Origin of the sequence: Marinomonas sp. SBI8L (genome assembly GCF_001624705.1) — a bacterium.
Taxonomy (GTDB): domain Bacteria; phylum Pseudomonadota; class Gammaproteobacteria; order Pseudomonadales; family Marinomonadaceae; genus Marinomonas.
On sequence record NZ_JSEO01000021.1, the window covers coordinates 22706 to 46842 of the forward strand.

Below are 24137 nucleotides of genomic sequence, written 5' to 3' on the forward strand. Positions count from 1 at the left end.
TTTCTCCTTAGCTGGCTTTGGCGATTAGGTTGTTTTTTTCAGACTGAGTAGCTGGACGAATTTGGTCTCGCTCTTCAACAAAGACGACTTCCTCATCCACACCATCATGGTTCACAAAATGCCTAAAGGCCTTCACTGCTTGCGGATCTTCGAGCGTGGTTTTCCACTCACACTGGAAGGTATCTACAATTAATGCCATTTGATCTTCCAGTTCTTGCGCCAAGCCCAAGCTGTCATCAATTACAACCGACTTAAGGTAATCAAGACCACCCTCAAGGCTATCCATCCAAACAGAGGTACGCTGCAACCTATCAGCCGTTTTCACATAAAACATCAAGACTCTATCGATATACTGAATTAACTCTTTATCTGTTAAATCCGTGGCAAACAAATCAGCATGTCTCGGCTTCATTCCGCCATTACCACACACATAAAGGTTCCAGCCCCCTTCTGTCGCAATAATGCCAATGTCTTTACTTTGTGCTTCTGCACACTCTCGAGTACAACCTGAAACAGCAAACTTTAATTTGTGAGGTGCTCGTAACCCCTTGTATCGATTTTCGATATCGATCGCCATAGTCATACTGTCATTCACACCAAATCGGCACCAAGTACTGCCGACACAAGATTTCACTGTACGTACAGACTTCCCGTAAGCTTGGCCTGTTTCAAATCCAGCCTTAATTAAGGTCTCCCAAATCTCGGGTAACTGATTTAAGTGAGCACCAAATAAATCGATTCTTTGACCGCCCGTTATTTTGGTATATAGCTTGTAGTCCCTTGCGACTTCACCAATTACAATAAGTTTTTCTGGTGTGATTTCACCTCCAGGAATTCGGGGTACAACAGAATAAGTACCATCTTTTTGCATGTTAGCCAGATATCTATCATTCGTATCTTGCAAAGTGACATGCTCTTTTTTGAGTACATAGTCATTCCAAACACTGGCTAAGATATTGCCAACTAAAGGCTTACAAACAATACAACCGTGTCCTTTACCATGCTTTTCTAACAGCTCGTCAAAGCTCTTAATTGATTCAACTTTTATCAGGTTATATAAATCTTGTCGGGTGTAGGCAAAGTGTTCACAAACATCTGTGCTTACTTCAACACCCAATGCTAATAACTCGTTATCAACCACATTTTTAACTAAAGCAGCACAACCACCACAACCCGTACTGGCCTTGGTTACAGCTTTGACATCAGCAAGGGATAAGGCCCCTTCGGCGACGGCTTGGCTGATATCAGCTTTAGTCACATTCAGACAGCTACAGATTGAGGCCGTACTCGGTAAAGCATCTACACCTAACGCAGGTGAAGCGCCATCAGAAACAGGTAAAATGAGAGATTCAGCTTGGCTTGGTAGATCAATTTCATTGAGGTAATACTGTAATAACGTATCGTAACTCGCATTATCTCCAACCAAGACGGCTCCTAGGAGTTTCGTCGCATCTTGATTGACAACCATTTTACGATAGCAGCCTTGCATGCCATCTTGGAAAACAATGGTTTTTGAACCTGGTGTTTGTCCATGAGCATCCCCAATGGACCCCACATCACACCCTAGTAATTTGAGTTTGGTACTCATATCAGCACCTTTAAACTCAAGCTCACCTTGCTTTAATAAATGATCTAACGCCGCTTTTGCCATGTTGTAACCAGGCGCCACAAGACCATAGATACGACCCTCATAAAGAGCACATTCACCTATGGCATAAATATCCTTATCACTGGTTAAACAATGGCTATCCACTTGAATACCACCTCGCTCACCAAGCACTAATCCTGACGATTTTGCTAAAGCATCTTGTGGTCGAATACCGGCTGAAAACACAATTAAATCGGTTTCTAAATACTCCTGACCATCTTCGGAAAAATTCATTCGATGAAAGCACTGCTCACCATTTTCAATATTTCGTGTTCCTGTCGCCACATGCACTTTTACACCAAGTTCTTGAATCATATCTTTAAGTAGATCACCGCCTTTTTCATCTAACTGAACAGGCATTAATCTAGGTGCAAACTCGACTACATGTGTCTCTAGACCAAGATTTTTTATGGCATTCGCGGCTTCTAAACCCAGTAAACCACCACCAACAACGGTTCCCACTTTGGCATTTTTAGCGCAATCTCGTATGGCATCAAGGTCTTCTAAGGTACGATAAACAAAGGTATTGGCGCGTTTATGGCCATCAATAGGCGGGACAAATGGATATGAGCCAGTTGCAAGTACAAGTTTGTCATAACTAACCGTTTCGCCTGTTTCACAGACAACCTTTTTAGCAACACGGTCTATTTCAATTATTTTCTGGCTAGGGTAATAATCAACGCGATTTTGCAGATAAAAATCTGCATCAGTTAATGCTAAGTCTTGTGCATTTTTTCCGGTAAAGTACTCACTTAAATGTACTCTGTCGTAGGCTATATGAGGTTCTTCACCGAATACACTTACCTGACAAGCACTCGCCCCTTCATGCTGGACCAGCTGCTCAACAAAGTGATGCCCCACCATACCATTACCTACCACGATAATATGAGTATTGGCACTTGGATTAGGCTCAGCTAAGTTTTGTTTAACCTCTAAATTTGTATTCTTATTCATCATGATGCCCTTCGCGGATGCCGTACTTAGCGGCAAATAATCAAAGAGATAACTGGATGAGAGTGCTGCTAAGCACCTTGGACTAAAGCATGACAATAGGCTTCGCCAAAAACCAGTTGATCTAAGATCTTTGATACTTTGGTTTTATTTTGAATCAGCTGGAAATACCAGCTAGCATCGGCGACGTTGCCATATAATATTGCCCCAACTAGCACACCTTCTTTGATGACTAGTTTTCGGTATTGATTGTGAGCGCTATCACGATAAGTAATACACTCGGATGAGGCATTGTTATTTACCTCACCAGCAGAAAATAAATTTACTCCTGACACCTTAAGCTTGGTTGCTACAGGTTCAATTTTGAACTGACTCTGTTTCTGGGTTAAATGATCCACCAAAACATCAAACTGTTGCCAAATTGGTGCAACCAAGCCAAAAGTCACCTGTTCAAATTCACTACATTCACCTAAGGCATACACATCCTGATGGGACGTTCGCATCACCTGATTAACACAAATTGCTTTATTCACTGTGAGCCCTGCAGCCTTTGCAAGCTCAACTTCTGGTTTGATACCAGTGGCAAGTACCACTAAATCTGTTTCAATCCATTTACCTGATGCGAGTTTAACCCCTTCAACCTTTTCATTTGCGTCAGAGTTAGTTGAAACAAATTCGGCTGGCGCTGAGCCTAAATGAAAGCAAATGCCTATCTTCTCTAGGTTATTTTGCAACAAGCGTGCCGAGTCTTTATCTAACTGGCGATTTAAAATATAGTCAGCCCTATGCACTACAGAAACTTGATGACCACGCTTGGCCATACCTACCGCAGCTTCTAAACCAAGAAGGCCTGCACCAATTACACAAACCTCTGATTTAGCTGATATTTTTGACATAAACTCCACATCAGATAAATCTCTAAACTGAGTTACATTAGCGGATTCAACACCAGAAATAGGCAATTTACTCGCCCTAGCACCCGTTGCAAAAACTAATTTATCAAACTCAATCTGTTTACCGCTTTGCAAGCTCAAACGCTTTTGCAAAAGACTTATGTCTACCACAGGGTCAGCCGCTATAATTGACGCACCACTTTGGGTCATTGCCTCAAGATCCACCAAAGACATTTCTTTTTCACTAATCTCTTGCGCCAACAAAGAAGACAACATAATGCGGTTATAACCAACATGAGCCTCTTCACCAATTAAGGTAACTTGATAGGCCTCTCCATGTTCAGTTGCCATAGCATGAGCAAGTTTACTACCCGCCATACCCGCGCCAATGATGACTAATCTCTTTCTTGTCTTTGGTAATTGTGGCATGTCACTTTGACTCATAATGTCTCCCCGTAGCGAGAAATCTCAATTTAAAAAACGTAAAACCAACACCCTTATGAGGCTTTTTTGGCAGGAGATTCCTCTGCTTCACCCTTAGCCGTTTCTACCTTTTCATCTTTGTCGGCACTTGGCTGAAACATAGGCTCAACCTTGTTTTGTTTTTCATATAAGAAGGTCAAAACCTGTGAACGGTAATCCGTATATTGAGGGTCATTAGCTAGTGCTAGACGATCTCTTGGCCTGTCCAGCTCAATATCCAAAATCTCACCCACAGTAGCTGCAGGGCCATTTGTCATCATGACAATACGATCAGATAAAAGCACAGCCTCATCCACATCATGAGTAATCATGATGACAGTGTTATTCAGTTGTTTTTGAATTTGCATAAGTGAGTCTTGCAAATGTGCTCGGGTCAATGCATCTAGCGCGCCAAAAGGTTCATCTAACAAAAGTACACTAGGCTCCATTGCCAACGCTCTTGCAATACCAACCCTTTGCTTCATCCCTCCTGAAATTTCATCAGGGCGCTTATCTTTAGCATGGGTCATATGAACTAACTCAAGATTGTGCATAATCCAGTCATGCATCTCTTGCTTCGTTTTTTTACCTGAGAAAATCTGTTTTACGGCTAACTCAACATTTTGATAACTTGTTAACCATGGCAAAAGAGAATGGTTTTGAAACACAACCGCTCGCTCTGGCCCTGGTCCATTAACCTCTTTACCATCTAAAACAATGCCGCCTTCGGTTGCATCATATAAACCTGCTACCAAGTTAAGTACTGTCGATTTACCACAACCAGAGTGACCAATCAGAGAGACAAATTCGCCCTTCTTAATCTTTAATGAAACCTGATCTAAGGCTTTAAAGCTGCCCTTATCAGTGGGAAAAGACATGGAAACTTGGCTAATATCCAAATGGGTTTGCATCTTGATAACCTCAATTAAAATGAATGAATGTCTTATCTAACTCGCGTTTATCGCTACAACTTATCTAAGCACCTGACTCTTATCCCAAGACACAATTTTTTGTAGAGAAAGCATGGCACGATCTAATGCAAATCCGATAAAACCTATCATGAGTACAGCCACCATAATGCGACCCAAGGAATTTGAACTACCATTTTGAAACTCATCCCAAACAAACTTACCTAACCCAGGGTTTTGCGCCAGCATCTCAGCGGCAATCAATACCATCCAAGCAATGCCTAAGGACAACCTCAATCCGGTAAACATCATAGGAATGGAAGATGGCACAACAATTTTTCTCACATGGGTTAACCAATTAAGACGCAATACTTTCGATACATTGAGTAAGTCTTTTTCTATGGCAGCAACACCCACAGCAGTATTAATTAAGGTTGGCCACATACAGCACAAGGTCACAGTAAACATGGAAGTTAGAAAGGATTTAGAAAACATAGGGTCCGCGCTTACGTAAGTAGCACTTACCACCATGGTGACAAGAGGCAGCCAAGCCAAAGGAGATACGGGTTTAAATATCTGAATAATGGGGTTTAAAGCACTGTAAATAGAAGAGTTTAAACCAATCAAAATCCCAAGAGGAATAGCAATTAAGGATGCCAAAGCAAAACCTGCAACCACCGTATATAAGCTAGTACCTATTTGATCAAAGAAAGTTGGCTTACCTGTATAAGGTCTGGTTTTAACCACATAGTCTGGATTTTTCGCTAACTTTTTAGCATTACGCTTTTCTTGCCTTTCGTAAAAAGCGATTTCTTTATCCCTCTCTCTTACATGATCATCAACTAAACTTTGCCATTGCTGATAAACAACATTAGGACCAGGGAAAACACCTAACGATGTATCAATTTTCGCTGCTCCAACATGCCAAAACACTAAAAACAGCAAGCTACCTAGCAAGGGCAATAAAATAGATTTAATCGAGATAGCATCATAAATTCGCTTTAAAGCAATGGATGCACTTTGTTTAGACTCAGGTTTAGAAAGAGACGTATTCATTCGGTTCTCACTTTTTAAAACTCAATAAAATGGCGCAATAAGATTAACTCTCACCCAAAAGGGTGAGAGTTAAAACAAAACAATTAAGGGGTTTGAGAACCTTTCAATCCAATGTTTAGACTTTCTAAATACTTGTTCGGGTAACGTCCGTCATAGCTAACATGGTCGATAAATTCATTTTGCTCAGGCTTAAATCCTGTCTCAGTTTTGAAGTCAGGGAAGTCAGATGCATCCATAACACCATCTTCAATTAAAGATTGAGCAGCTTGTGCGTAAATATCAGGACGATAAACCTTCTTCGCCATGTCCATGTACCAAGCATCAGGCTTAAAGCTATCTATCTGACCCCAACGACGCATTTGAGTCAGGTACCAAATGGCATCACTATAGTAAGGATAAGTAGCGTTATAACGGAAAAACACATTAAAATCAGGCACTTCACGAACATCACCTTTTTCATATTCAAAGGTGCCTGTCATACTATTAGCAATAACATCGTAATCCGCGCCAACGTATTCACTACGAGATAAGATCTCTACGGCTTCTTTACGGTTAGCGTTATTATCCTCATCCAACCATTTCGCCGCACGAATCAAGGCCTTTACCACATGTAAATGAGTATTCGGGTATTCATCCGCCCATGCCTTACTTACCCCAAAAACTTTCTCAGGGTTGTTTTTCCAGATTTCATAATCTGTCACAACTGGCACACCAATGCCTTTAAAAACAGCTTGCTGATTCCAAGGCTCACCCACGCTATAACCATAAATGGTTCCTGCTTCCATGGTTGCTGGCATTTGCGGTGGTGGGGTTACTGATAAAAGTGCATCTGCAGAAATTTGGCCACTTATGTCACCTTTAGCCGGCGCATAAAAACCAGGGTTAACACCACCGGCTGCAAGCCAATATCTCAGTTCATAGTTATGGGTCGATACCGGAAATACCATCCCCATATTAAATGGCTTACCTTGGGCTTTATAATCTTCAATCACAGGCTTTAAAGCACTGGCACTAATAGGATGAATGTATTTACCTGAAGCATCTTTTTTAAGATGAGGTTTCATTTGCTGCCAAATCTCGTTTGAAACAGTAATACCATTACCGTTTAGATCCATGCTAAAAGCCGTAATAATATCCGCTTGTGTGCCATAACCTAGCGTTGCTCCTAAAGGTTGTCCAGCCAACATATGAGCACCATCTAGCTCACCATCAATCACTCTATCTAATAACACCTTCCAGTTTGCCTGTGCCTCTAAAGTGACGTACAGATCTTCATCTTCGAAGTAACCCTTCTCATAAGCAATGGCTAAAGGTGCCATGTCAGTTAGCTTAATAAAGCCAAACTTCAAATCTTCTTTTTCTGGGTCGCCAATACTGCTTGCAATAGACAAGGAAGGCAGCAAAACAGCGGAGACTAGCGCGGCTTTCACCGCTTTAAGTGGAAAGCGTTTGGGAGTAGATAATGTGACTCTAGATGCTTTATACATGTTTTACTTCCTATTAGTTTCTAAAATTTGGACAACAAAAAAAGGCGCAAGCAATACCTAAAATAAATTAAGTATCGCTGGCGCCTTTGCCTTTAATCCCATCATCTTTAATGGGTGTCTCATAAGATTTAAATAAATTATGAGAACTGTTTGTTATCGTGAAATCGTCGTTAACTTCTTAATAACTTTAAATTAATTTCTTAATATTAATAATGCACTTTCCATGCCAAAAAACTTAAACCGTTGTTTTCTATTATAAAGTTCGGTTTTAGTCTCATTATTTCGTCACTATGAACTCGATATCAGCAACAAAGTGCACTATTAGTGATTTTTATTATCGTCAGATGCACACGAATATAGCGTTAGTAGATTAGCCCCTTATCTAAACCATCAGGATGAATAATGGTTTCACCTGCTAAAGAGCTTTCAAACCATTTATTGCTATTAAATGAAGGGTTCCTATAAAGGTGCTCCCCTTCAACCAATCCTAATGCTTTAAAGTATAAATCTTGACGACACACTTGGTTAATCACCTCTGTCACCTCAAACTTATGCCCCAGCTCTTGCCAACGAACCATCTGAGACATGAGCCAAAGAGCATATTCAGGATTAGGTCGATTTACTTTAGCCCCAGAAAATGTCTGATACGCCTCTTTGGGCCAAGCAAAGTTACCCGCTGGTTTAACCGCATTAAAACCATATCTTAATCCATCTGGGTCACAATCTAGATACTCTGGTTTTGCCAAGATGGTTAATAAATCTTCTTGATTAGCTTCATTATCAACCCATGAACATGCCTGATGTAAGGCATTAATAAGCTTAAGATGGGTTTCCTGATTTTCATCTTGCCACTGGGAGTTAACCGCAAAAACCTTTTCTGGTGTACTCCCCCAAAGGTCATAACCTGTCATCAACATATGGCCAACACCCTGTTGCACCGCTAAGCTATTCCAAGGCTCTCCCACACAATAACCATCAATTTCACCCTTAATAAGGTGACTGATCATTTTGGTTGGTGGTATTACCAAAATTTGAACATCTTTATCCGCATCTATACCTGCTCTTGAAAGCCAATCTCTAAGTTGATAGGTATGCGATGAGTAAGGAAACACACTGGCAAAACGAATGTTTTGCTCAGGTTTATCCATTAATAGCCGGCGTAACGCTATGCCATTTCGAATTTCGGCGCCATGATTGGCATAGTCATTCATTCGTTGAAATAGAGAGTTAGATACCGTTATGCCATTACCATTTTGGCTCACGGTAAAACCAGTTTGCATCGGTGCTTTGATAGGTGACTTTAGAGATGTCTTAACAGCACCAACGCCTAAGGTGGTTGCTATCGGCATGGCTGCTAACATATGAGCGCCATCTAAAACATTAAATGCTACCTTGTCTCGAATACTTGCCCAAGAAGCTTCTTTATGTAACTTAACACTCACACCAAGCGCTTCAAAAAAACCTTTTTCTCTAGCAATAACAAATGGTGCACAATCAATAAGAGGAATAAAGCCAATATTAATATCTGTCATGGTATTTGGCCCTTTACTGTCTGTTTCAATCACTTTATTTCTCCCATCAAATCCATCACAGCAATGACATTCTGCGCAACGTCTGCCATACGTTGACTCCGATCCATAGCCAACTTACGCAACGCTTGATAAGCAGCAGCTTCATCACAGCCCTGACTTTTCATAATTAGGCCTTTTGCCTTTTCAATTAACTTCCTATCCTCTAGTTGTGTTTTTACGGATTCCAACTCATTCCTAAGCGCTTGAAACTCCCTAAAACGCGCAACAGCAACCTGAACAATCGGCTTTACACGATTAGTTTGCAGACCATCTACAATATAAGCACTTACACCAGCTCTAATCGCCGCTTCCATATGCTGTTCATTTTCTTGCTCAGAAAACATTAAAATAGGTCTAGGATTATCTTTGGTGAGACGAGACATATTCTCTAAAGTATCTCGATCTGGACTATCTACATCTATGATGACAATATCAGGTTGGTAACGTGTTACCGCTTGATTAAGCCCTTGTGCATTTTCAAGTCGCCTTATCACTCGATAACCATTATCTGTCAGTGCTTGCTCAACAATCGCTGCTCTTGCAGGCTCATCATCAACCAGCATTACGGTCAGTTCTGTCACTTTCTTTTCTCCTAGGCATGCACCTTATTCCGCCGTTTAGAGCAAACAATAAGAAACACCTATGCCATAAACCTCATTCGGGATTAAAAATGCAATTGTTAAGCCATTTAAAGAAAGTGGTCGTAAAGGCGTCTAAAATCTGAGAAAAGTTAACTAAAGTCGAGTTTTGAAGGGAGTTTTTTATCTAATGCAGGTACTAAAACGAATTTTATGCACTGCTTAATCATGATGAGAAGAGTTTTGCACCAAAAGAGCGACCGAAAGTCTGTCTTTTAATTCTAGCTTCTTAAAGATAGCTGTCAGGTGAGCTTTTACCGTGCGATCAGTGATATCTAGGTCTTGTGCTATTTTCTTATTATTAAGACCTTGGCCAACAAGTTTTGCTACATCCATTTCACGCTGGCTTAATTGAGATAAAATCTCATCATTTTTAAGGCGTTTATCATCACCTCGTCTTTGCCCACGATTTTGTCCATTAGGCGCAGAAGAGGCTTTGCGCGCAGACTCATTAATCAGGTTTTCAATAAAGGTTTTACCACCCCAAATCTCACCGGTTTCTACCACAGATAAGACTAAAGCTAACTGCTCAACACCAATAAAAGGCGCACACTGACCGTTAACACCCTGTGAAAACATTCTTAATGCCGCGCTTTGACTTGTTTGATTTGGAAAAGCAATGATCTTAAGTTCAGGAAACAGGTTTCTTACCGTTACAACATGTTCAACCATGGAGGTAAAGTTTTCATCATCAAGATGAATAAAGCAAAAAGCAATAGGCTCAACGGTTTCTGAAAGCGCTGCTCGCGTTTCATTCAATGATGCAACAAAGCTCATTTCATATTGATTTGAAACAACTTTTTGCCAATGCGCAATCACAACAGGATCCGTATTCCAGCACACTATTTTCAATTCTTTATCTACCATCAAATTGTCCATACATATTATTTATTCTACTTTCCATGTAATGTAATAGTGTTAATTTTCGTTTCAAAATGAATAGCTTAGACAATATTATTGTTATGAAATGGTAACTTACCTTTCCCTTAAGGCATTCTGTTTCGCCTTTAGGATAGGTTTGAATAAATAATCTAACAGGCTCTTTTTACCCGTAATCACATCAACAGTTGCTTGCATGCCAGGAATGATTGGTAGATGAGTCTCTTCCGTGCCAAGAAAGTTTTTATTCGTCCTTACTTTTACCAAATAAAAGCTGTTTCCTTCTTCATCAATAATGGTGTCAGCACTGATATTATCAACGGTGGCAGTCAATCCACCATAGATGGCAAAGTCATAAGCAGACAGCTTAACAATCGCCACTAATTCAGGTTTGATAAAACCAATATCTTCAGGGCGTATCTTCGCTTCAATCAATAACGAGTCTTCTAGAGGCACTATCTCAACCAAACTTTGACCAGGTTGAATAACACCACCCACAGTATTAATTTGAAGCTGCTTTACTATCCCTTTTACAGGAGATCTCACCTGTGTCCTTAATACCTTATCCTCTAAAGAAACACTCGCCTCTTTGATCTTATCTAGCGTTGTTTGTACTTTCGTTAATTCTTCCTGCGCTTCTGCTCTAAACTTAGCACTACTTTCTAAAAGCTTAGTTTTCGCTTCAACTAAGGAAGACTCAGCCCTAGGTAACGCCAACTGACTCGCCTTCATATCCCCTTCCATTTGGTTTACTTGGCGTTCTAATTGCAATAATTCAACCTTAGATACAGCACCTTGCTCAAATGCAGGGCGGGTAAGGCTTAACTCTTCCTGAGCCAATTCATAACTGGTTCTTAGGTTATCTAACTTGGCACTTAATTCGACAATTTCTTGTTGCTTCTGGGCAACTTGCTGTTCAAAAACAAACTGATTAGTATTTAAGGATTCAGAACGGTTTTGATACAAACGCAACTCACGATCAACCACTTCTGGATACAAAGCCCTTAAGTCAGCATCAAAGCTTGGCTCACTACCATTCGCTTCGGCTCTTAATCTAGCGGCTCGAACGGCTAAGTTTATCCCTTCTGCTTGCTGTTCACGCAAAGAGGATACTGCCGCTATATTTTCGATTGTCATCAATAACTGATCACGCTCTACATTGTCACCAGTTTCAATGTGAATTTCTTTTAAAATACCGCCTTCAAGGTTTTGTACGATTTGCACCTGACTTGATGGAATTACCTTACCTTCACCCACAGTCACTTCGTCTAGCTCGGTATAGTTAGCCCAAAGGCCACCGAACACAACAAATAGGAATACACTCCACAAAATAATTCGGCCACCTCTTGGTGACTTAAGCATTAATGCTGCGTTGTAATTTGAGGAATAGGCTAAATCCTCTTGAGAAATATTGGGTTGTTTCATGATTAATTAACTTACCTTTAGTTTCCCTTGGCGCAAAGCTTCATGTACTTGAGCCTTAGGCCCATCTGCAATCATTCGTCCGTTATCCATAACAATCAATCTATCCACCATATCTAACATGGATGACTTATGGGTAATCAGGATCAAGGTTTTGTCTTTAATACCAGCTTGTAACCTACGCTTCATACGTGTTTCTGTAGTGTTATCCATAGAGGCAGTTGGTTCATCTAGAATAAGAATGGATGGGTCGAATAACAACGCTCTGGCAATCGCAATACTTTGCCTTTGTCCACCAGATAAAAGCATACCGCGTTCACCAACCATACTGTCTAACCCACTTGGTTTACGGTTAGCAAACTCAGACACACCTGAAAGGTTTGCAGCGCGAATAACGGCCTCATCTTCAACATAAGGCACACCTAAAACGATGTTGTCCTTGATAGAACCATAAAAAAGACTGACATCTTGAGACACTGAACCAATGTTACGACGTAAATCCGTTGGGTTTACCTGCCTAACGTCAACGCCATCGACACGAACCGCACCATCCATCGGCTCATACAAGCCTGTCATGATTTTACCCACGGTAGACTTACCTGAACCAATACGGCCAATAATGCCCACTTTTTCACCTTTTTTAATGGTGAAACTCACATTACTTATCGCCGCTTGCTCTTGCTCTGGGTAAGCAAAGGTCACAGTATCAAACTGGAATTCACCTTCAAATCTTGGTCTATGGACATATTTCACATCATCTGAGTGCTCGACAGGTGAACTCATAATTTCATTAATAGAGGTGAAAGCTGATTTTGCCTGATTATAACGAGTCGCCAAGGCCGCTATTTGTGCCATAGGGCCAAGAGCACGACCTGTCAGCATCACGGTTGCAATTAAGGCCCCCATACTCATCTCGCCTGCTGAGATCTGATAAACCCCAATAATCACCATAACAACAGTGGTCATTTGTTGAGTCACCATGGCAAAGTTAGAACAAGATTGCGCTAGCTGTCGCGTCTTCACACCCCAGTTAGCTATATTAGCCACTGACTCTTCCCACTGACGCTGCATCACACCTTCAGCGTTATTAAGCTTCACTGACTCAGCGTTAGAGAGGTTTTCAATTAACAAAGCATTCTTTTGAGACGCTGTTTTTTGCCCTTCTTCAATAGAACGGCGCAGAGGCACTTGAATCATCAGGCTATAAGCAATAATCAAGAAGATAGTAATCATAGGGATATAAGCGACAGGACCGCCTATCAACCAAATGATACCTAGAATCAGGAACATAAAGGGCACATCTACCAAGGTGGTAATACTGGCCGAAGTGATAAAGTCTCGAATACTTTCAAAGTCTTGCAGGTTTTTCGCAAACGCCCCCACAGAACGCGGCCTAGCGGCCATTTTAATGCCGTTAACCCTAGCAAAAATATTGGCAGAGATAAGGATATCTGATTTCTTACCCGCCAGATCGATAAAGTAACTTCGTAAAGAACGCAGTAAAAAATCGAATAAATAAACGCCCGCCGCACCAGCAGCCAACACCCAAAGGGTATCAAAAGCATTATTTGGCACGACCCTGTCGTATACGTTCATGACAAATAATGGGCTTGCCACTGCAAATAAGTTAATTAATAAAGAGGCAACAAAAACATCACGATAAATACGCCAAGAACGAGTTACCGTCCCCCAAAACCAATGTTTATGGTTCTTAGAGTATTGGTTTTCTTGTGCCCTATCATCAAAACGAAACTTAGGTTTTACAAAAAAGCAGTAGCCCGTATAGCTTTCTTCTAATTCAGCAAGGCTAACAAAAACTTCACCTTCGCCGGATTCAGGACGAAAGAGCTTAGCAACTTGCTCTTTCTCATTTATTTCCAATAAAACACAAGCATCCTGATCTTTCAGTAACAGAACGACAGGCAAGACCATATGGGAAATTTTAGAAATTTTACGTTTAATAAAGCGTGAAGAAATACCGATGCGATTGGCCGCCCTGGCAAACAAGTCAGGTGTCATCAAATCATCGGTGATAGGGAGCCCTGCTCGTACAGCATCAGGTGTATAAGGGTTATTGAAAAACTTACTCAATAAAACCAAGCAATCCAACAGTGGGTTAGGATAGTCGACGCCTTGCCCAGTTAGATCCCATTGTGCTTTTTCTTCTGCTGTAGTCTTTTCATCTGCCGTCATACTCGTTTCTACCGGTTCGGCTGAATTTGAAGCGAGCTGCTTTAAACCTGCTTCCTGTTTCTTTCTATCATAGGTTGCTGCGATTGAATCGTCTAAACTGCTGGCTTTCTCAGAGGCTGGATTTATATCTTGAGTGTGGTGTGGTGAAGAGTCGGAATCTGACGTACGCTTCGAATCTGACATCCAATACCTCTTAATTTAAAGTTCTAAACTACTTTTGATTATGCTATTACTCTAGAATAGAGTTTAAGTGTCGTAAATAATAGACTTTATACAATTGTTTACCTTTCAGTTCAGTTAAATTTTTCTATAAATCAAGGAATTAGTCATGTTGTATGCCAAACTAGATGAAAACAATAATATTTTAGATGTGGCAACAGAACCTTCTGATGAATACAAAACGTTGGTTTCTCCACATGATGAAAACGTGATTGAGATACTCGAGAAAAAAATCCAAACTCACGATACTCAAAGTATGCTAGAAACCTCTGACTCAGAGATGATGCGGGTACTCGAAGATTTGGTGAACCTACTTACCGAAAAAAGAATTATTCAGTTCACCGAATTACCTATGGCAGCACAGAAGAAACTACTGAGTCGTAAATGGGTTCGTGGCATACACACAGGTAATGAAGACAGTCTAATTGGCGAGTCAGACTTACCTGATAATAACGATTCTTTGATCTAATAAACCAATCCCAGACAGTGAACGGAGTTACATTTTTTTACACCACCCTGTCTGGTTTTTAATCAGTCCATATCCACCGCACTTCCAAGCACATAACCTTGAGCAGCATAGATATCAAAGCGTTGAAGGATTTCCCACTGCTCCTCACTTTCCACCCCAGTTGCAACCACTTGGATATGTAACGAATTAAACATTTTACATAGAGTATGCATAAAGAAGGATTCAGATTTATTGCCTACCGCCATACGAGTATATGACGCATCCACTTTGACGTAATCTGGCATTAAATTTTGCAGATACTGGAATGCTGAAAACTGCTTACCCACATTATCTATACCAAACTTAACCTTATGTTTTTTGAAGGTTTTCGACAAAATAATGGCATGGTCTTCTGTATTCAATACACTCTGTTCTGAAATTTCAAAACACAAGTGCTCTTTCACTTGATCTGATAAGGTATCTAACTTTTTATCTAACCAATTAATAAAACTAGGCTTAACATATGCCGATGCTGATAAGTTAATCGTAAGTGAGTTTTTCTCTTGTGCTTGTTCAATATAGTCGATAACTTTTTCAATAATGACTTGGTCGACCTGCTCACCTAAATCAAACTGTTCTGCCAAGCTGATAAAGTAGCCCGCATGATATTGCTTGCCCTCATATTCTAAACTTGCAAATACTTCTTCATGAAGAAGTGCCTGTTGATTTTCGAGTTGCGCCACTTTCTGCTTACGCAAACGAAAGGCTTTATTCTCGATACCAAACTCAAGCATTTCTTTCCAAGCAAGTCGGCCTATCGCCACTTGTTTATCATCATCTAGGCCAAATACTTTGACTTGGTTAATGCCCATACTTCTAGCAGAACGTAAAGCACTATCCACCTGCGCCATGGCTTTGGACTTCTCAACAGAGTCATCGAGAATGACAGCCCCTATATTTGCCACACCTTCTGAATAGGTTGTTTGAGTCGCCACAAGCTTATATAGCGAAGCCATGATGTTATCCACCAGCTTAACGAGAGAGTCATGGTCAATATGATGCACTAGAACAATAAAGTCAGCCCCAGATAAACGAGCTACTGTACTGCTACTGGCGCACTCGCTTAGTTTATAAGAAACTAGATCAGCCGAGGCTCGAATAAAAGCATCAGCCGCTTCAAAGCCTCTCTCATTATTCAGTTTAGCCAGATCAATTAAGCTGATTAAAATTAGACCATCAGTCGCCCTATCCGTTTCTGCAAAATGTGCCGATGCTTGGCTATCAAAAAAGTGTCGATTACCTAAGCCACTTACCGGGTCTTTAAAAGCTTTTGCCTGTAACCATTGAGCTGTTTCAGCTTCTGATTCAAATTCTTTTTCTAACTTTTCTGCCATTCTATTCATGGCTTCTACTACACGCTTTAACTCGCGTGTTTTTGGTAGTTCTTGCATCTTAACAAAGCGTCTTTGCTGAATATCTTCAGCTTGCTTTTCAACCGCCACCAAAGGTTTAAAGATCCATTTAAGGGTACCAGCCCCCACTGCAAGGGTTAGAAAGCCAATCAAGCCAAACCAAAAAAGTAGCTCGCCACTGGCCAACCACAACTGATAATAACCGTAACCAGCATTACCTGTGATATAGACTTGGCCTAGCTCATTCCAACCATTAGAAATGATGGCATTAGCCGTTGGCACATCAAAATCTATGGCGTTAATAAACCAATCAGGCACACCTTGAATTTGAGTCGGCTCAGCTCTCACAATATGCTCGTCATTGGCATAAACATGAATCTTAACCTCAGCCACATAACCACTATCAAAGACTGCCAGAATACTAGACTCAACGGCGGTGTAATCTTCCATACTCATAAAATCAGAGACAGACATAGAAAGTGAGTTCGCAGAGTCTTGAGTAGTCGATGCCAGTTGATTAACCAAATACTCTTTAGTGGTATTAAAGTTAATCGCCATTACCACAACTAACATCAGGGTAAATATCACGACTATGGTGAACATTAACTGCCTAAATAACGTCATTTTGCTGCTCCATGGTCTAATTTAGCGGCATTGAAAAACATAAACACCAATACCCATTCTTTTATCGTTGTTTGTTTCAATTGAAGTCCTCCAACCGATTATTCAAATCTGTCCATAAACTTAATCGAGAAGAACCACCAACCAATTCACCGCGCCCTTTAGCTTTCGATAACCAAAGGTTTTTAGCGTTGAATGAATAGATAGGTAAAAGGTCTCTACGCTTTGATGCAGGTTTTAATTGCTTGTCTAGATTATCAAGCAAGACAGGGACTGAGGTGGGCTTGTTGTAGAAAGCCAACACCATATGGTGTTGATTAAGGCTTAAAGATTTAACATAAACTAAACGCAGTTTGTCATCACTGATGCCAAGCTCCCTTAGGGTAAAATACTTAGCTATCGTGAAATCTTCACAATCTCCCGCCATGGTTCCAAGAAATTCAACTGGGGTGGCCCAATAGTCTTCTTGCCCCCAATGAATAATGTCATCAACAAAATCCATCTGATTAAAAAAATCATTAACACGAGTGAGCTTTTGCAGTTCACTCGCATCTTGATTCTCGGCGACTAAATCCCGCCAAGTTCTAACACGCTTCACCGCTCTTTCGCCATATTTCACCTCAACCGAGGCAAACAAGGCTTGATATTTTTCTGGCGCAGCAATAATTACTAGGCTGAGCGCCCCAATTATCATTGGCAGAAAATAGCGTTTAAGTGAAGCTAGAGTCATAAAAGGCTCTAATCCTATGTGTCATTTAAAAAGCATTGAGGTAATTTTAGTCTATTAAGACATTACTTCTTTGTGACTTGATCAAATTTTGCTAATTGCTCTTTGCTAGCGCTTACTTGATGCTTTTGTTTCCAATCTTCATAAGGTTCACCGTAAACATACTCACGGGCTTTGTCGTAATCCATTTCTAGATCACGCGCTTCATGTTCAGCCAAATACCACTTACTCAAACAGTTACGGCAAAAGCCAGCAAGGTTCATTAGGTCAATATTTTGGGCATCTTTACGCTCATCTAAGTGAGCCAATAAACGTCTTAATACAGCGGCTTCTATTTCTGTTTGTTGCTTATCAGTTGACATATTCGTTTCCATCTAAAGGGATTAGTTATTCATGTGTTGGCCTTTGCTGCCATAAACGTGCTTGGGCTTTGACCATAAAATCCACTAAGGGTTTCGTCTCTTTACCCGTTATTAATTTGCTGGCATGAGCCAAAGCCTCCAAACTAGACAAAGCATCTAAACTAGGTGCTTTTCTAATTTCATAAACACTTTGAGGGCTAATAGCAAAACTCACTTTAGGTAGCGCCTGTAACTCAGGATAAAGTTGAAGCAATTTATAAGCTTTACGCCAAGTTGCATCAATAAGGACAATACCTTCTATTCGCTTTTTATCCAGCTCAGGAAAATACTCTAATGCTTGGCTAGTTTCACCTGGATACAACAAGCACCAATTATGATTAATTGCCTCAAAATAATCCGTATTTTCAACATCATTTTCGGGCAAGATAATACACTGCACATCAGGCCAAACTTGTGCTACCAGCTTAATCGTATTTTTGGCATGCTTGGCTTCTTTAGGATGCTGAAATATCACTATCTTCAAGGGCTGCACCAAATTCGGAATCAAATCACAGATACATTGCTTGACTAAATAGTGACATTTTTCACAATAGTTTCGTGCCATATACTTAATGTGTTCGTCTAACCCTAGGATAGTCGATCAAGATAAGCCTGCACCACATTGTTCCAACCCATATCCAAGGATTCAACAGTAAGCGCATGGCCAATAGACACTTCAGTAATTAAGCCTGAATCACACAATGCTTTTACATTTTCTAAATCAAGATCATGTCCTGCATTTACCGCAAGGCCTGCATCAACGGCTGCTTGTGCCGCTTCATTATATTTAGCTAATACCTTTTCTTGGTCGTCGCTTGCATAAGCATTCGCATACGCTTCTGTGTATAGCTCGACACGGTCTGCACCGGTATCTTTTGCCATTTTCATTGCATCTGCTTCTGGATCCATAAAGAGACACACACGAATTCCAGCAGCTTGAAGCTTATTGATAATAGGAACAAGGGTTTCAGAATCACGACCTAAGTTCCAACCATGATCCGAGGTAAGCTGGTTCGGATCATCAGGCACTAGCGTGCATTGCTCTGGGACAACTTCAAGCACCACATCCAAGAAAGCCTGATCAGGGAAACCTTCAATATTAAGCTCTTTACCTGGGTATTGGGCCAATAGGGCTTTTAGGTCTCTTGCATCTTGATAAGTCGCATGACGTTGATCAGGACGAGGATGAATCGTAATACCAAATGCCCCTAAATCCAGCGTCTTTTTAGCGACTTGAACCATATTAGGGTAATCACGACCACGAGAGTTTCTTAATAGGCCGATTTTATTTAAATTTACACTTAAATGAGTCATGTTATTTCTATCTACTGAGACTGAGTTAATCTCATTATATGACAATGTATACCCTGACTTTCAATCAATTGTTTTATAATCTGGTTTATTTATAGGTTTTTGTTTAAAAAAGGAATTTTTAACACCTACTGAAACTGATAATGGTTCAATATTTTTCCAACCCTCATCCATGCATGCTGAATTAAGCAAATATTTAGTAAGATCACACAGAAGTGAACTTTCTTCGCCTTTTTATGTCACAGTTTAAGGAACCTACGATTAAGTTACCTCTTCTCAGTCTTTTCAGAAAAAGCGTCAAGCAAGGCGTCACTTTGCCGCTTTTTTCTGATAAGAGCTGTAGGCACCTTTCGAAAAGGGACAACACGGAGTGACACTTTTTCTGAAAGACCCTAAGGGCGTGGTCTAAAAGCCCTATCTTTAAGTTGAGGGCCTTATCAATAGAATAACTATTAAGTTACGCCTCTCGCCATAAATCTAAGCGCTTTTATCCCCACGCTGAGGCGGGAGGACTTATTCGCAGGTTCCATAATCAAAACTTTGGGTAGGAAATAAATCTTAATGCGCTCACTTAAAAAACTCTCATCCTTCATTAAGCTGTCTTTAACCAGCCTTATTGCGTTTGTCTTAGCGGCTTGCTCTGGTACTGACCAGCTTGATCAAATCAGCAAGAACGAGTTCATCACAGAAAGAGTGAGTCAAACCCAGATAAATCAGAGAACGTTGAAACTACCCGGTTATCAATTACATTATGTCTCTAATACTCCTGTAGATGCTAATACTGAAGCAAAAGACAGCCTTGTATTTGTCCACGGAACACCAGGTGGCTGGGGCACTTTCTCTCGCTATTTTGAAGATGAAACCCTACTTAGCGCCTTCACTATTAATTCGATCGACCGCCCGGGCTGGGGTGAATCTAGCTACCCAGGCAAACGTTTCCCAACCAGTTTAAGTAACCAATCAGCCCTTTTAGGCCCTTTGTTAGAAGAGATATGGCGTGATAACAATCAAGAGAAGCTTATTCTTGTCGGCCACTCTTTAGGTGGCTCTCTTGTTCCAAAACTTGCTGCAGATTACCCACATTTTGTGAAAGCGATTGTCGTCCTAGCTGGAGATTTAGACCCAGTAATGGCAGAAGCAAGATGGTTTAATAACCTGCTTTCTTTTATTCCCAACTTTTTGATTCCTGACACCTGGTATAACTCCAATGAAGAAGTCTTAGACATCGCACCTAGTTTGGCTAACTTGCAATCTCAATTCGCAAAAATTACCATGCCCATCACCATAGTACAGGGTACGGAAGACGGTTTAGTACGTCCTGGCAGTGCTGCCATGGCAGACAAAATATTCCCTAAAGCCAAGTTAAATACTGTTTGGCTTGAAGGGGCTGGACATATTATTAACATGACTCATCAAGAGGATGTTAATGCCGCCATTTTTAGCATTGCCGGTAAACCAATGCCAACTTCCTTGCTTTAACCTAAGTTTTAAAAGGATTAGAAATGAGTCAAGCTTACGAAGCATTTGACAGTATTTATCAAAGAGCTGCCCAACGTCATCAGGGTGAAGCCGCACTTGAAACCTTATTAGATAAACCTTTAAGCCAAGAAGCGCTTGCTGCAATTGGCGATGATCGCTGGTTAGCCGCCATGACTCAGAAAATCTTTCAGTCAGGTATTAGTTGGCAAGTCGTACGTAATAAATGGCCAAACTTTGAAGCGGCTTTTTTTGGATTTGATATTGAAAAAATGCTGCTAATCAGTGACGAGATGTGGGAAGAAAAAGCCAGAGACGCTAGCATCATACGTAATTTCACCAAGGTTATGACCATCAGAGAAAATGCCTTGATGATGTACGAAGCTAGTCTTAAACATGGCAGTTTTGCCAATATGGTTGCTAACTGGCCAAGTTCAGACATTATTGGACTTTGGGCATACCTTAAAAAAGAAGGTAAACGTCTAGGTGGTAACACAGGCCCTTACTCATTACGTATTATGGGTAAAGATACCTTTATTCTAAGCCGTGATGTGGAAGGCTATCTTAGAAATAGAGAGATTATAACCACTGGTCGCGACACCCAAGCCGCTTGGCGTGCAGCTCAAGATGCCTTCAACCATTGGCAGCAAGAGAGTCAGCGTCCAATGACTCAAATCAGCCAGATTATTGCCTACAGTGTTAATCACTAAAACCAATAATTTTAAAAAAGAGCCAGTACTTTCAAAAAGAGCATGTTCAATTTAATCATGCTCTTATACTGCTTAAGATAAATAAGTTATCAACGCCCTATTCTGGGTTTATACAATAAAGCAGATAACGTTTTTTAGACTCCCCTCTCACCTCACAGCCAAATCGCTTAATCTTAGTTGCCATAGACTTTTTCGCTAAAACGATAAAACTAGGACGTTTAAGTTTAGAACGGTACGAAGTAAAGCTTTCTACTTGGCTCACTGCTTTCCCATTCGAATAAAATTGGGCCGAAAATGGACGTTTCCCTAAATAAACAAGATCACTTTTTTTTGCTTCTTGCTGTTTACTCCAAACCTGCATCAAACTTTTTTCTGATTGCTTTGATGTCCAGCCATTACTTATCGCAAAAATTAATACAGATAATAAAATGGGTGTAAACAACGCCAGTTTAAACACATGCTCTGAGAGATTTTGCCTTTCATGATAAGCCATAATTAATAAGGCAATTGCCGGTAATATTGGCATCAAATAGCTGTGTAAAATATTGCCAGCAAAACTAAATAAGATAAGTGGCGCTAACACCCAGCACCATAAGAAACTGATGTAGCCGCTATTGGAGGATTGAGTCTCCTTGCCCTGCTTAAATAAACGTATAACCTGATAGGCTAATATTGGTGTCCAAGGCAACATTACCACCAGCCAATACAACCAAATAGTGCCACGAGTTTGCTTATGCGCTGTTCCGTAAAGATCACCACTCCAGCCACTCACCACGTAACGTTTAAAGTGCTCCCCAACAATAAAGTAATTCAAAAAACCTGGGCTCTCATATTCAGCAATAATGTACCAAGGCAAGCTGATCACAAGCATGAGTATACTGCCTGAAAACCAAGGTAAAGCTTGGTATAGTCTGCGCCAATGATTGCCAAATAATACCCACAAGAAGATACTCATCCCTACAAGAACAAGTGCTAAAGGCCCTTTAGATAATAAACCAATAGCTAGACCAACAAAAAATACATAACCCCACAAGCGCGACTTTAATTGCCAAACTTGCCAAAAGCTCACCATACTCAAAGTAATCGCAAAGGTTAAAGCTGTGTCTGTCATCACAGCACCAGAATACAAACTAAAAGCCGAAGTAGAGGCAAGAACCAATATCGCAAGATAAGCCGTTTCAGTTTTTTGATGAGCACTTTTCGCTAATTTGAAAACCAACATCATAACCAGCAAAGAGACCAGAAAGTGTGGCGCACGGGCGGCAAACTCAGTCACACCCAAGGCGGAAAAGCCCAGCGCACTAAGCCAACTAAACAACGGAGGCTTACCCCAAAATGGAATATCATAATCAAACATAGGGGTGATCCAGTTCCCCGTTTCAAACATGATACGTGCCATTTCTCCATACCTAGCTTCAGTTGTATCCATCAAAGGGTACAAACCAAGGCTAAAAAACCTGACCAATAAGCACAAGAGCAAGAGTGCAACGGCTTTTTGTTGCAAACTAAAACGACTTGTCTGCTTTATAGAAGGTGATCCAGATTCCATTACTGACATGAAAGCTCACCCTCAACTTGCTTGGTTTTTTGCTGCTTATTATGCTCCATCAACAGGTACACAGGTCTTTGCTTGGCTTCGATAAAGAGCCGGCCTATGTACTCACCTAATAACCCAATGGATAAAAGTTGTACGCTACCCAAGAAGAGGATAACGGTAATTAGTGAAGGATAGCCTGCCACCGCCTCTCCAAACATGAGGGTTTTCACCAAGATAACGATCAGCATGGCCAAAGCACACAAAGAGGTAATCACACCTGCAACCGTGGCAATTCTTAAGGGCTTAATACTGAAAGAAGACACCCCTTCAAAAGCAAGATCCAATAACTTTAAGAAATTCCATTTTGTCTCTCCCGCAAGTCTTGGGTCACGATCAAACTGTAAGCAAGCCCGTTTAAAACCAGGCCAAGCAAACAAGCCCTTCATAAAGCGTGTTTTTTCAGGCAAAGCATTAATTTCATCAACGACTCTGCGATCTAGTAAACGAAAATCCCCTACATTTTCAGGAATGGGAATGTCACTTAAATAGCTCATCAGTTTATAAAACAAGGCCGCACTTTTACGCTTAAACCAACCTTCACCGTGACGTACGCGTCGCTGCATATCGACTACATCGAAGCCTTGTTGCCAGCTTTCTAACATTTGTAATATCAACTCTGGCGGATCTTGTAAGTCAGCATCAATTAAAACAACTGCTCGGCCTTGGCTCGCCTTAAGCCCAGCTGTCATCGCCGCTTCTTTACCAAAATTACGGCTCAAACTTAAGGTTTGAATTTGATGATGCTGACTCTTAAGTTGGCTCACTAACAGCCAGCTAGCATCATTGCTGCCATCATCCACATAAACAATTTCACATTGCTGACCTATTTCATCCAAGACCTTAATCAACCTTTGATGACACTGAAGTAGAACCGCTTCCTCATTATAAAAAGGCACAATGACTGACAACAAAATATTGGGCTCTTGGTCGTGACGGCCTAACTGAGGGAGCTTATTTGATAACGCAATGATAGACATAACTGACGCCTTAACTTGATAGAAGCATCAGAATAAAGAGACAGATGTCAGCAAAAGGTCAGCGACATTTTTTTGACAAGCTTAAGGTTACCTTAAGGTTCGATCATTAACCTTCGCACAATCCCCCTTA

General features: G+C 40.8%; 20 protein-coding genes. 3 read left to right on the forward strand and 17 right to left on the reverse strand.

The genetic code is table 11. The features are described 5' to 3' along the window. Positions 1-7: 7 nt before the first annotated feature. The 10 genes from nirB to OA91_RS22665 all read right to left on the reverse strand — a co-directional run bounded on the left by nirB (position 8) and on the right by OA91_RS22665 (position 14291). The gene (gene nirB / locus OA91_RS22620) at positions 8-2605 is read right to left on the reverse strand and encodes a nitrite reductase large subunit NirB (protein ID WP_063339931.1); all 2598 of its coding nucleotides are present in this window, start codon (positions 2603-2605) and stop codon (positions 8-10) included. A 65-nt stretch (positions 2606-2670) separates the two neighbouring features. Then, on the reverse strand, positions 2671-3936 hold the full coding sequence (locus OA91_RS22625) for an NAD(P)/FAD-dependent oxidoreductase (RefSeq protein WP_063339932.1): 1266 nt from the start codon (positions 3934-3936) through the stop codon (positions 2671-2673). A 53-nt stretch (positions 3937-3989) separates the two neighbouring features. Then, complete coding sequence (locus tag OA91_RS22630) at positions 3990-4865, reverse strand: ABC transporter ATP-binding protein (protein WP_063339933.1); 876 nt, start codon at positions 4863-4865, stop codon at positions 3990-3992. A 60-nt stretch (positions 4866-4925) separates the two neighbouring features. Next, the gene (locus tag OA91_RS22635; RefSeq protein WP_157203878.1) at positions 4926-5918 is read right to left on the reverse strand and encodes an ABC transporter permease; all 993 of its coding nucleotides are present in this window, start codon (positions 5916-5918) and stop codon (positions 4926-4928) included. 83 nt (positions 5919-6001) lie between these two features. Further along, the gene (locus OA91_RS22640) at positions 6002-7405 is read right to left on the reverse strand and encodes a CmpA/NrtA family ABC transporter substrate-binding protein (protein WP_063339934.1); all 1404 of its coding nucleotides are present in this window, start codon (positions 7403-7405) and stop codon (positions 6002-6004) included. Between the two features lie 362 nt (positions 7406-7767). Beyond that, positions 7768-8970: an ABC transporter substrate-binding protein gene (locus OA91_RS22645; RefSeq protein WP_082828084.1), complete on the reverse strand. Its 1203-nt coding sequence runs from the start codon at positions 8968-8970 to the stop codon at positions 7768-7770. Next, the gene (locus tag OA91_RS22650; RefSeq protein ID WP_331709781.1) at positions 8967-9557 is read right to left on the reverse strand and encodes an ANTAR domain-containing response regulator; all 591 of its coding nucleotides are present in this window, start codon (positions 9555-9557) and stop codon (positions 8967-8969) included. Before OA91_RS22650 ends, OA91_RS22645 begins: the two co-directional genes overlap by 4 nt. Positions 9558-9776: 219 nt before the next feature. Further along, complete coding sequence (locus OA91_RS22655) at positions 9777-10481, reverse strand: response regulator transcription factor (protein WP_231870445.1); 705 nt, start codon at positions 10479-10481, stop codon at positions 9777-9779. 108 nt (positions 10482-10589) lie between these two features. Next, the gene (locus tag OA91_RS22660; RefSeq protein WP_063339935.1) at positions 10590-11918 is read right to left on the reverse strand and encodes an HlyD family type I secretion periplasmic adaptor subunit; all 1329 of its coding nucleotides are present in this window, start codon (positions 11916-11918) and stop codon (positions 10590-10592) included. Positions 11919-11924: 6 nt separating this feature from the next. Next, a complete protein-coding gene (locus OA91_RS22665; protein ID WP_063339936.1) occupies positions 11925-14291 on the reverse strand; it encodes a type I secretion system permease/ATPase in 2367 nt (788 codons plus the stop codon). A 145-nt stretch (positions 14292-14436) separates the two neighbouring features. Here OA91_RS22665 and OA91_RS22670 point away from each other — a divergent pair, with 145 nt between their 5' ends. Next, entirely contained in the window at positions 14437-14796 is a 360-nt protein-coding gene (locus OA91_RS22670; protein ID WP_052702381.1) for a hypothetical protein, read from the forward strand. 62 nt (positions 14797-14858) lie between these two features. On the opposite strand, the gene OA91_RS22675 is transcribed toward OA91_RS22670, so the two are convergent. The 5 genes from OA91_RS22675 to OA91_RS22695 all read right to left on the reverse strand — a co-directional run bounded on the left by OA91_RS22675 (position 14859) and on the right by OA91_RS22695 (position 19250). After that, positions 14859-16811: a bifunctional diguanylate cyclase/phosphodiesterase gene (locus tag OA91_RS22675; RefSeq protein ID WP_063339937.1), complete on the reverse strand. Its 1953-nt coding sequence runs from the start codon at positions 16809-16811 to the stop codon at positions 14859-14861. A 76-nt stretch (positions 16812-16887) separates the two neighbouring features. Next, on the reverse strand, positions 16888-17538 hold the full coding sequence (locus OA91_RS22680; protein WP_063339938.1) for a transglutaminase-like cysteine peptidase: 651 nt from the start codon (positions 17536-17538) through the stop codon (positions 16888-16890). A gap of 62 nt (positions 17539-17600) precedes the next feature. Continuing rightward, a complete protein-coding gene (locus OA91_RS22685; RefSeq protein WP_046019463.1) occupies positions 17601-17897 on the reverse strand; it encodes a DUF1244 domain-containing protein in 297 nt (98 codons plus the stop codon). Between the two features lie 25 nt (positions 17898-17922). Next, entirely contained in the window at positions 17923-18501 is a 579-nt protein-coding gene (locus tag OA91_RS22690) for a tRNA-uridine aminocarboxypropyltransferase (protein WP_063339939.1), read from the reverse strand. 23 nt (positions 18502-18524) lie between these two features. Then, positions 18525-19250 (reverse strand): pyridoxine 5'-phosphate synthase, encoded by a 726-nt coding sequence (locus OA91_RS22695; RefSeq protein ID WP_046019465.1) that lies wholly within the window; start codon positions 19248-19250, stop codon positions 18525-18527. Positions 19251-19808: 558 nt separating this feature from the next. On the opposite strand from OA91_RS22695, the gene OA91_RS22700 reads away from it, so the two are divergent. Together OA91_RS22700 and OA91_RS22705 are read left to right on the forward strand one after the other, a co-directional pair. Further along, on the forward strand, positions 19809-20726 hold the full coding sequence (locus tag OA91_RS22700; protein WP_063339940.1) for an alpha/beta fold hydrolase: 918 nt from the start codon (positions 19809-19811) through the stop codon (positions 20724-20726). Positions 20727-20749: 23 nt separating this feature from the next. Beyond that, the gene (locus OA91_RS22705) at positions 20750-21433 is read left to right on the forward strand and encodes a DNA-3-methyladenine glycosylase I (RefSeq protein ID WP_063339941.1); all 684 of its coding nucleotides are present in this window, start codon (positions 20750-20752) and stop codon (positions 21431-21433) included. Between the two features lie 97 nt (positions 21434-21530). Here OA91_RS22705 and OA91_RS22710 read toward each other — a convergent pair whose 3' ends face one another. Further along, positions 21531-22991, reverse strand: coding sequence for an ArnT family glycosyltransferase (locus OA91_RS22710; protein WP_231870446.1), 1461 nt, complete (start codon positions 22989-22991; stop codon positions 21531-21533). Continuing rightward, a complete protein-coding gene (locus OA91_RS22715; protein WP_063339942.1) occupies positions 22982-24007 on the reverse strand; it encodes a glycosyltransferase family 2 protein in 1026 nt (341 codons plus the stop codon). The genes OA91_RS22710 and OA91_RS22715 overlap by 10 nt, the downstream gene beginning before the upstream one ends. Positions 24008-24137: the final 130 nt, after the last annotated feature.

Coding starts and splice junctions, on each gene's coding strand:
- nirB (WP_063339931.1), bottom strand. CDS start 2,605: ATGATGAATAAGAATACAAATTTAGAGGTTAAACAAAACTTAGCTGAG.
- OA91_RS22625 (WP_063339932.1), bottom strand. CDS start 3,936: ATGAGTCAAAGTGACATGCCACAATTACCAAAGACAAGAAAGAGATTA.
- OA91_RS22630 (WP_063339933.1), bottom strand. CDS start 4,865: ATGCAAACCCATTTGGATATTAGCCAAGTTTCCATGTCTTTTCCCACT.
- OA91_RS22635 (WP_157203878.1), bottom strand. CDS start 5,918: ATGAATACGTCTCTTTCTAAACCTGAGTCTAAACAAAGTGCATCCATT.
- OA91_RS22640 (WP_063339934.1), bottom strand. CDS start 7,405: ATGTATAAAGCATCTAGAGTCACATTATCTACTCCCAAACGCTTTCCA.
- OA91_RS22655 (WP_231870445.1), bottom strand. CDS start 10,481: ATGGTAGATAAAGAATTGAAAATAGTGTGCTGGAATACGGATCCTGTT.
- OA91_RS22660 (WP_063339935.1), bottom strand. CDS start 11,918: ATGAAACAACCCAATATTTCTCAAGAGGATTTAGCCTATTCCTCAAAT.
- OA91_RS22665 (WP_063339936.1), bottom strand. CDS start 14,291: ATGTCAGATTCGAAGCGTACGTCAGATTCCGACTCTTCACCACACCAC.
- OA91_RS22670 (WP_052702381.1), top strand. CDS start 14,437: ATGTTGTATGCCAAACTAGATGAAAACAATAATATTTTAGATGTGGCA.
- OA91_RS22675 (WP_063339937.1), bottom strand. CDS start 16,811: ATGACGTTATTTAGGCAGTTAATGTTCACCATAGTCGTGATATTTACC.
- OA91_RS22680 (WP_063339938.1), bottom strand. CDS start 17,538: ATGACTCTAGCTTCACTTAAACGCTATTTTCTGCCAATGATAATTGGG.
- OA91_RS22685 (WP_046019463.1), bottom strand. CDS start 17,897: ATGTCAACTGATAAGCAACAAACAGAAATAGAAGCCGCTGTATTAAGA.
- OA91_RS22690 (WP_063339939.1), bottom strand. CDS start 18,501: ATGGCACGAAACTATTGTGAAAAATGTCACTATTTAGTCAAGCAATGT.
- OA91_RS22695 (WP_046019465.1), bottom strand. CDS start 19,250: ATGACTCATTTAAGTGTAAATTTAAATAAAATCGGCCTATTAAGAAAC.
- OA91_RS22700 (WP_063339940.1), top strand. CDS start 19,809: ATGCGCTCACTTAAAAAACTCTCATCCTTCATTAAGCTGTCTTTAACC.
- OA91_RS22705 (WP_063339941.1), top strand. CDS start 20,750: ATGAGTCAAGCTTACGAAGCATTTGACAGTATTTATCAAAGAGCTGCC.
- OA91_RS22710 (WP_231870446.1), bottom strand. CDS start 22,991: ATGTCAGTAATGGAATCTGGATCACCTTCTATAAAGCAGACAAGTCGT.
- OA91_RS22715 (WP_063339942.1), bottom strand. CDS start 24,007: ATGTCTATCATTGCGTTATCAAATAAGCTCCCTCAGTTAGGCCGTCAC.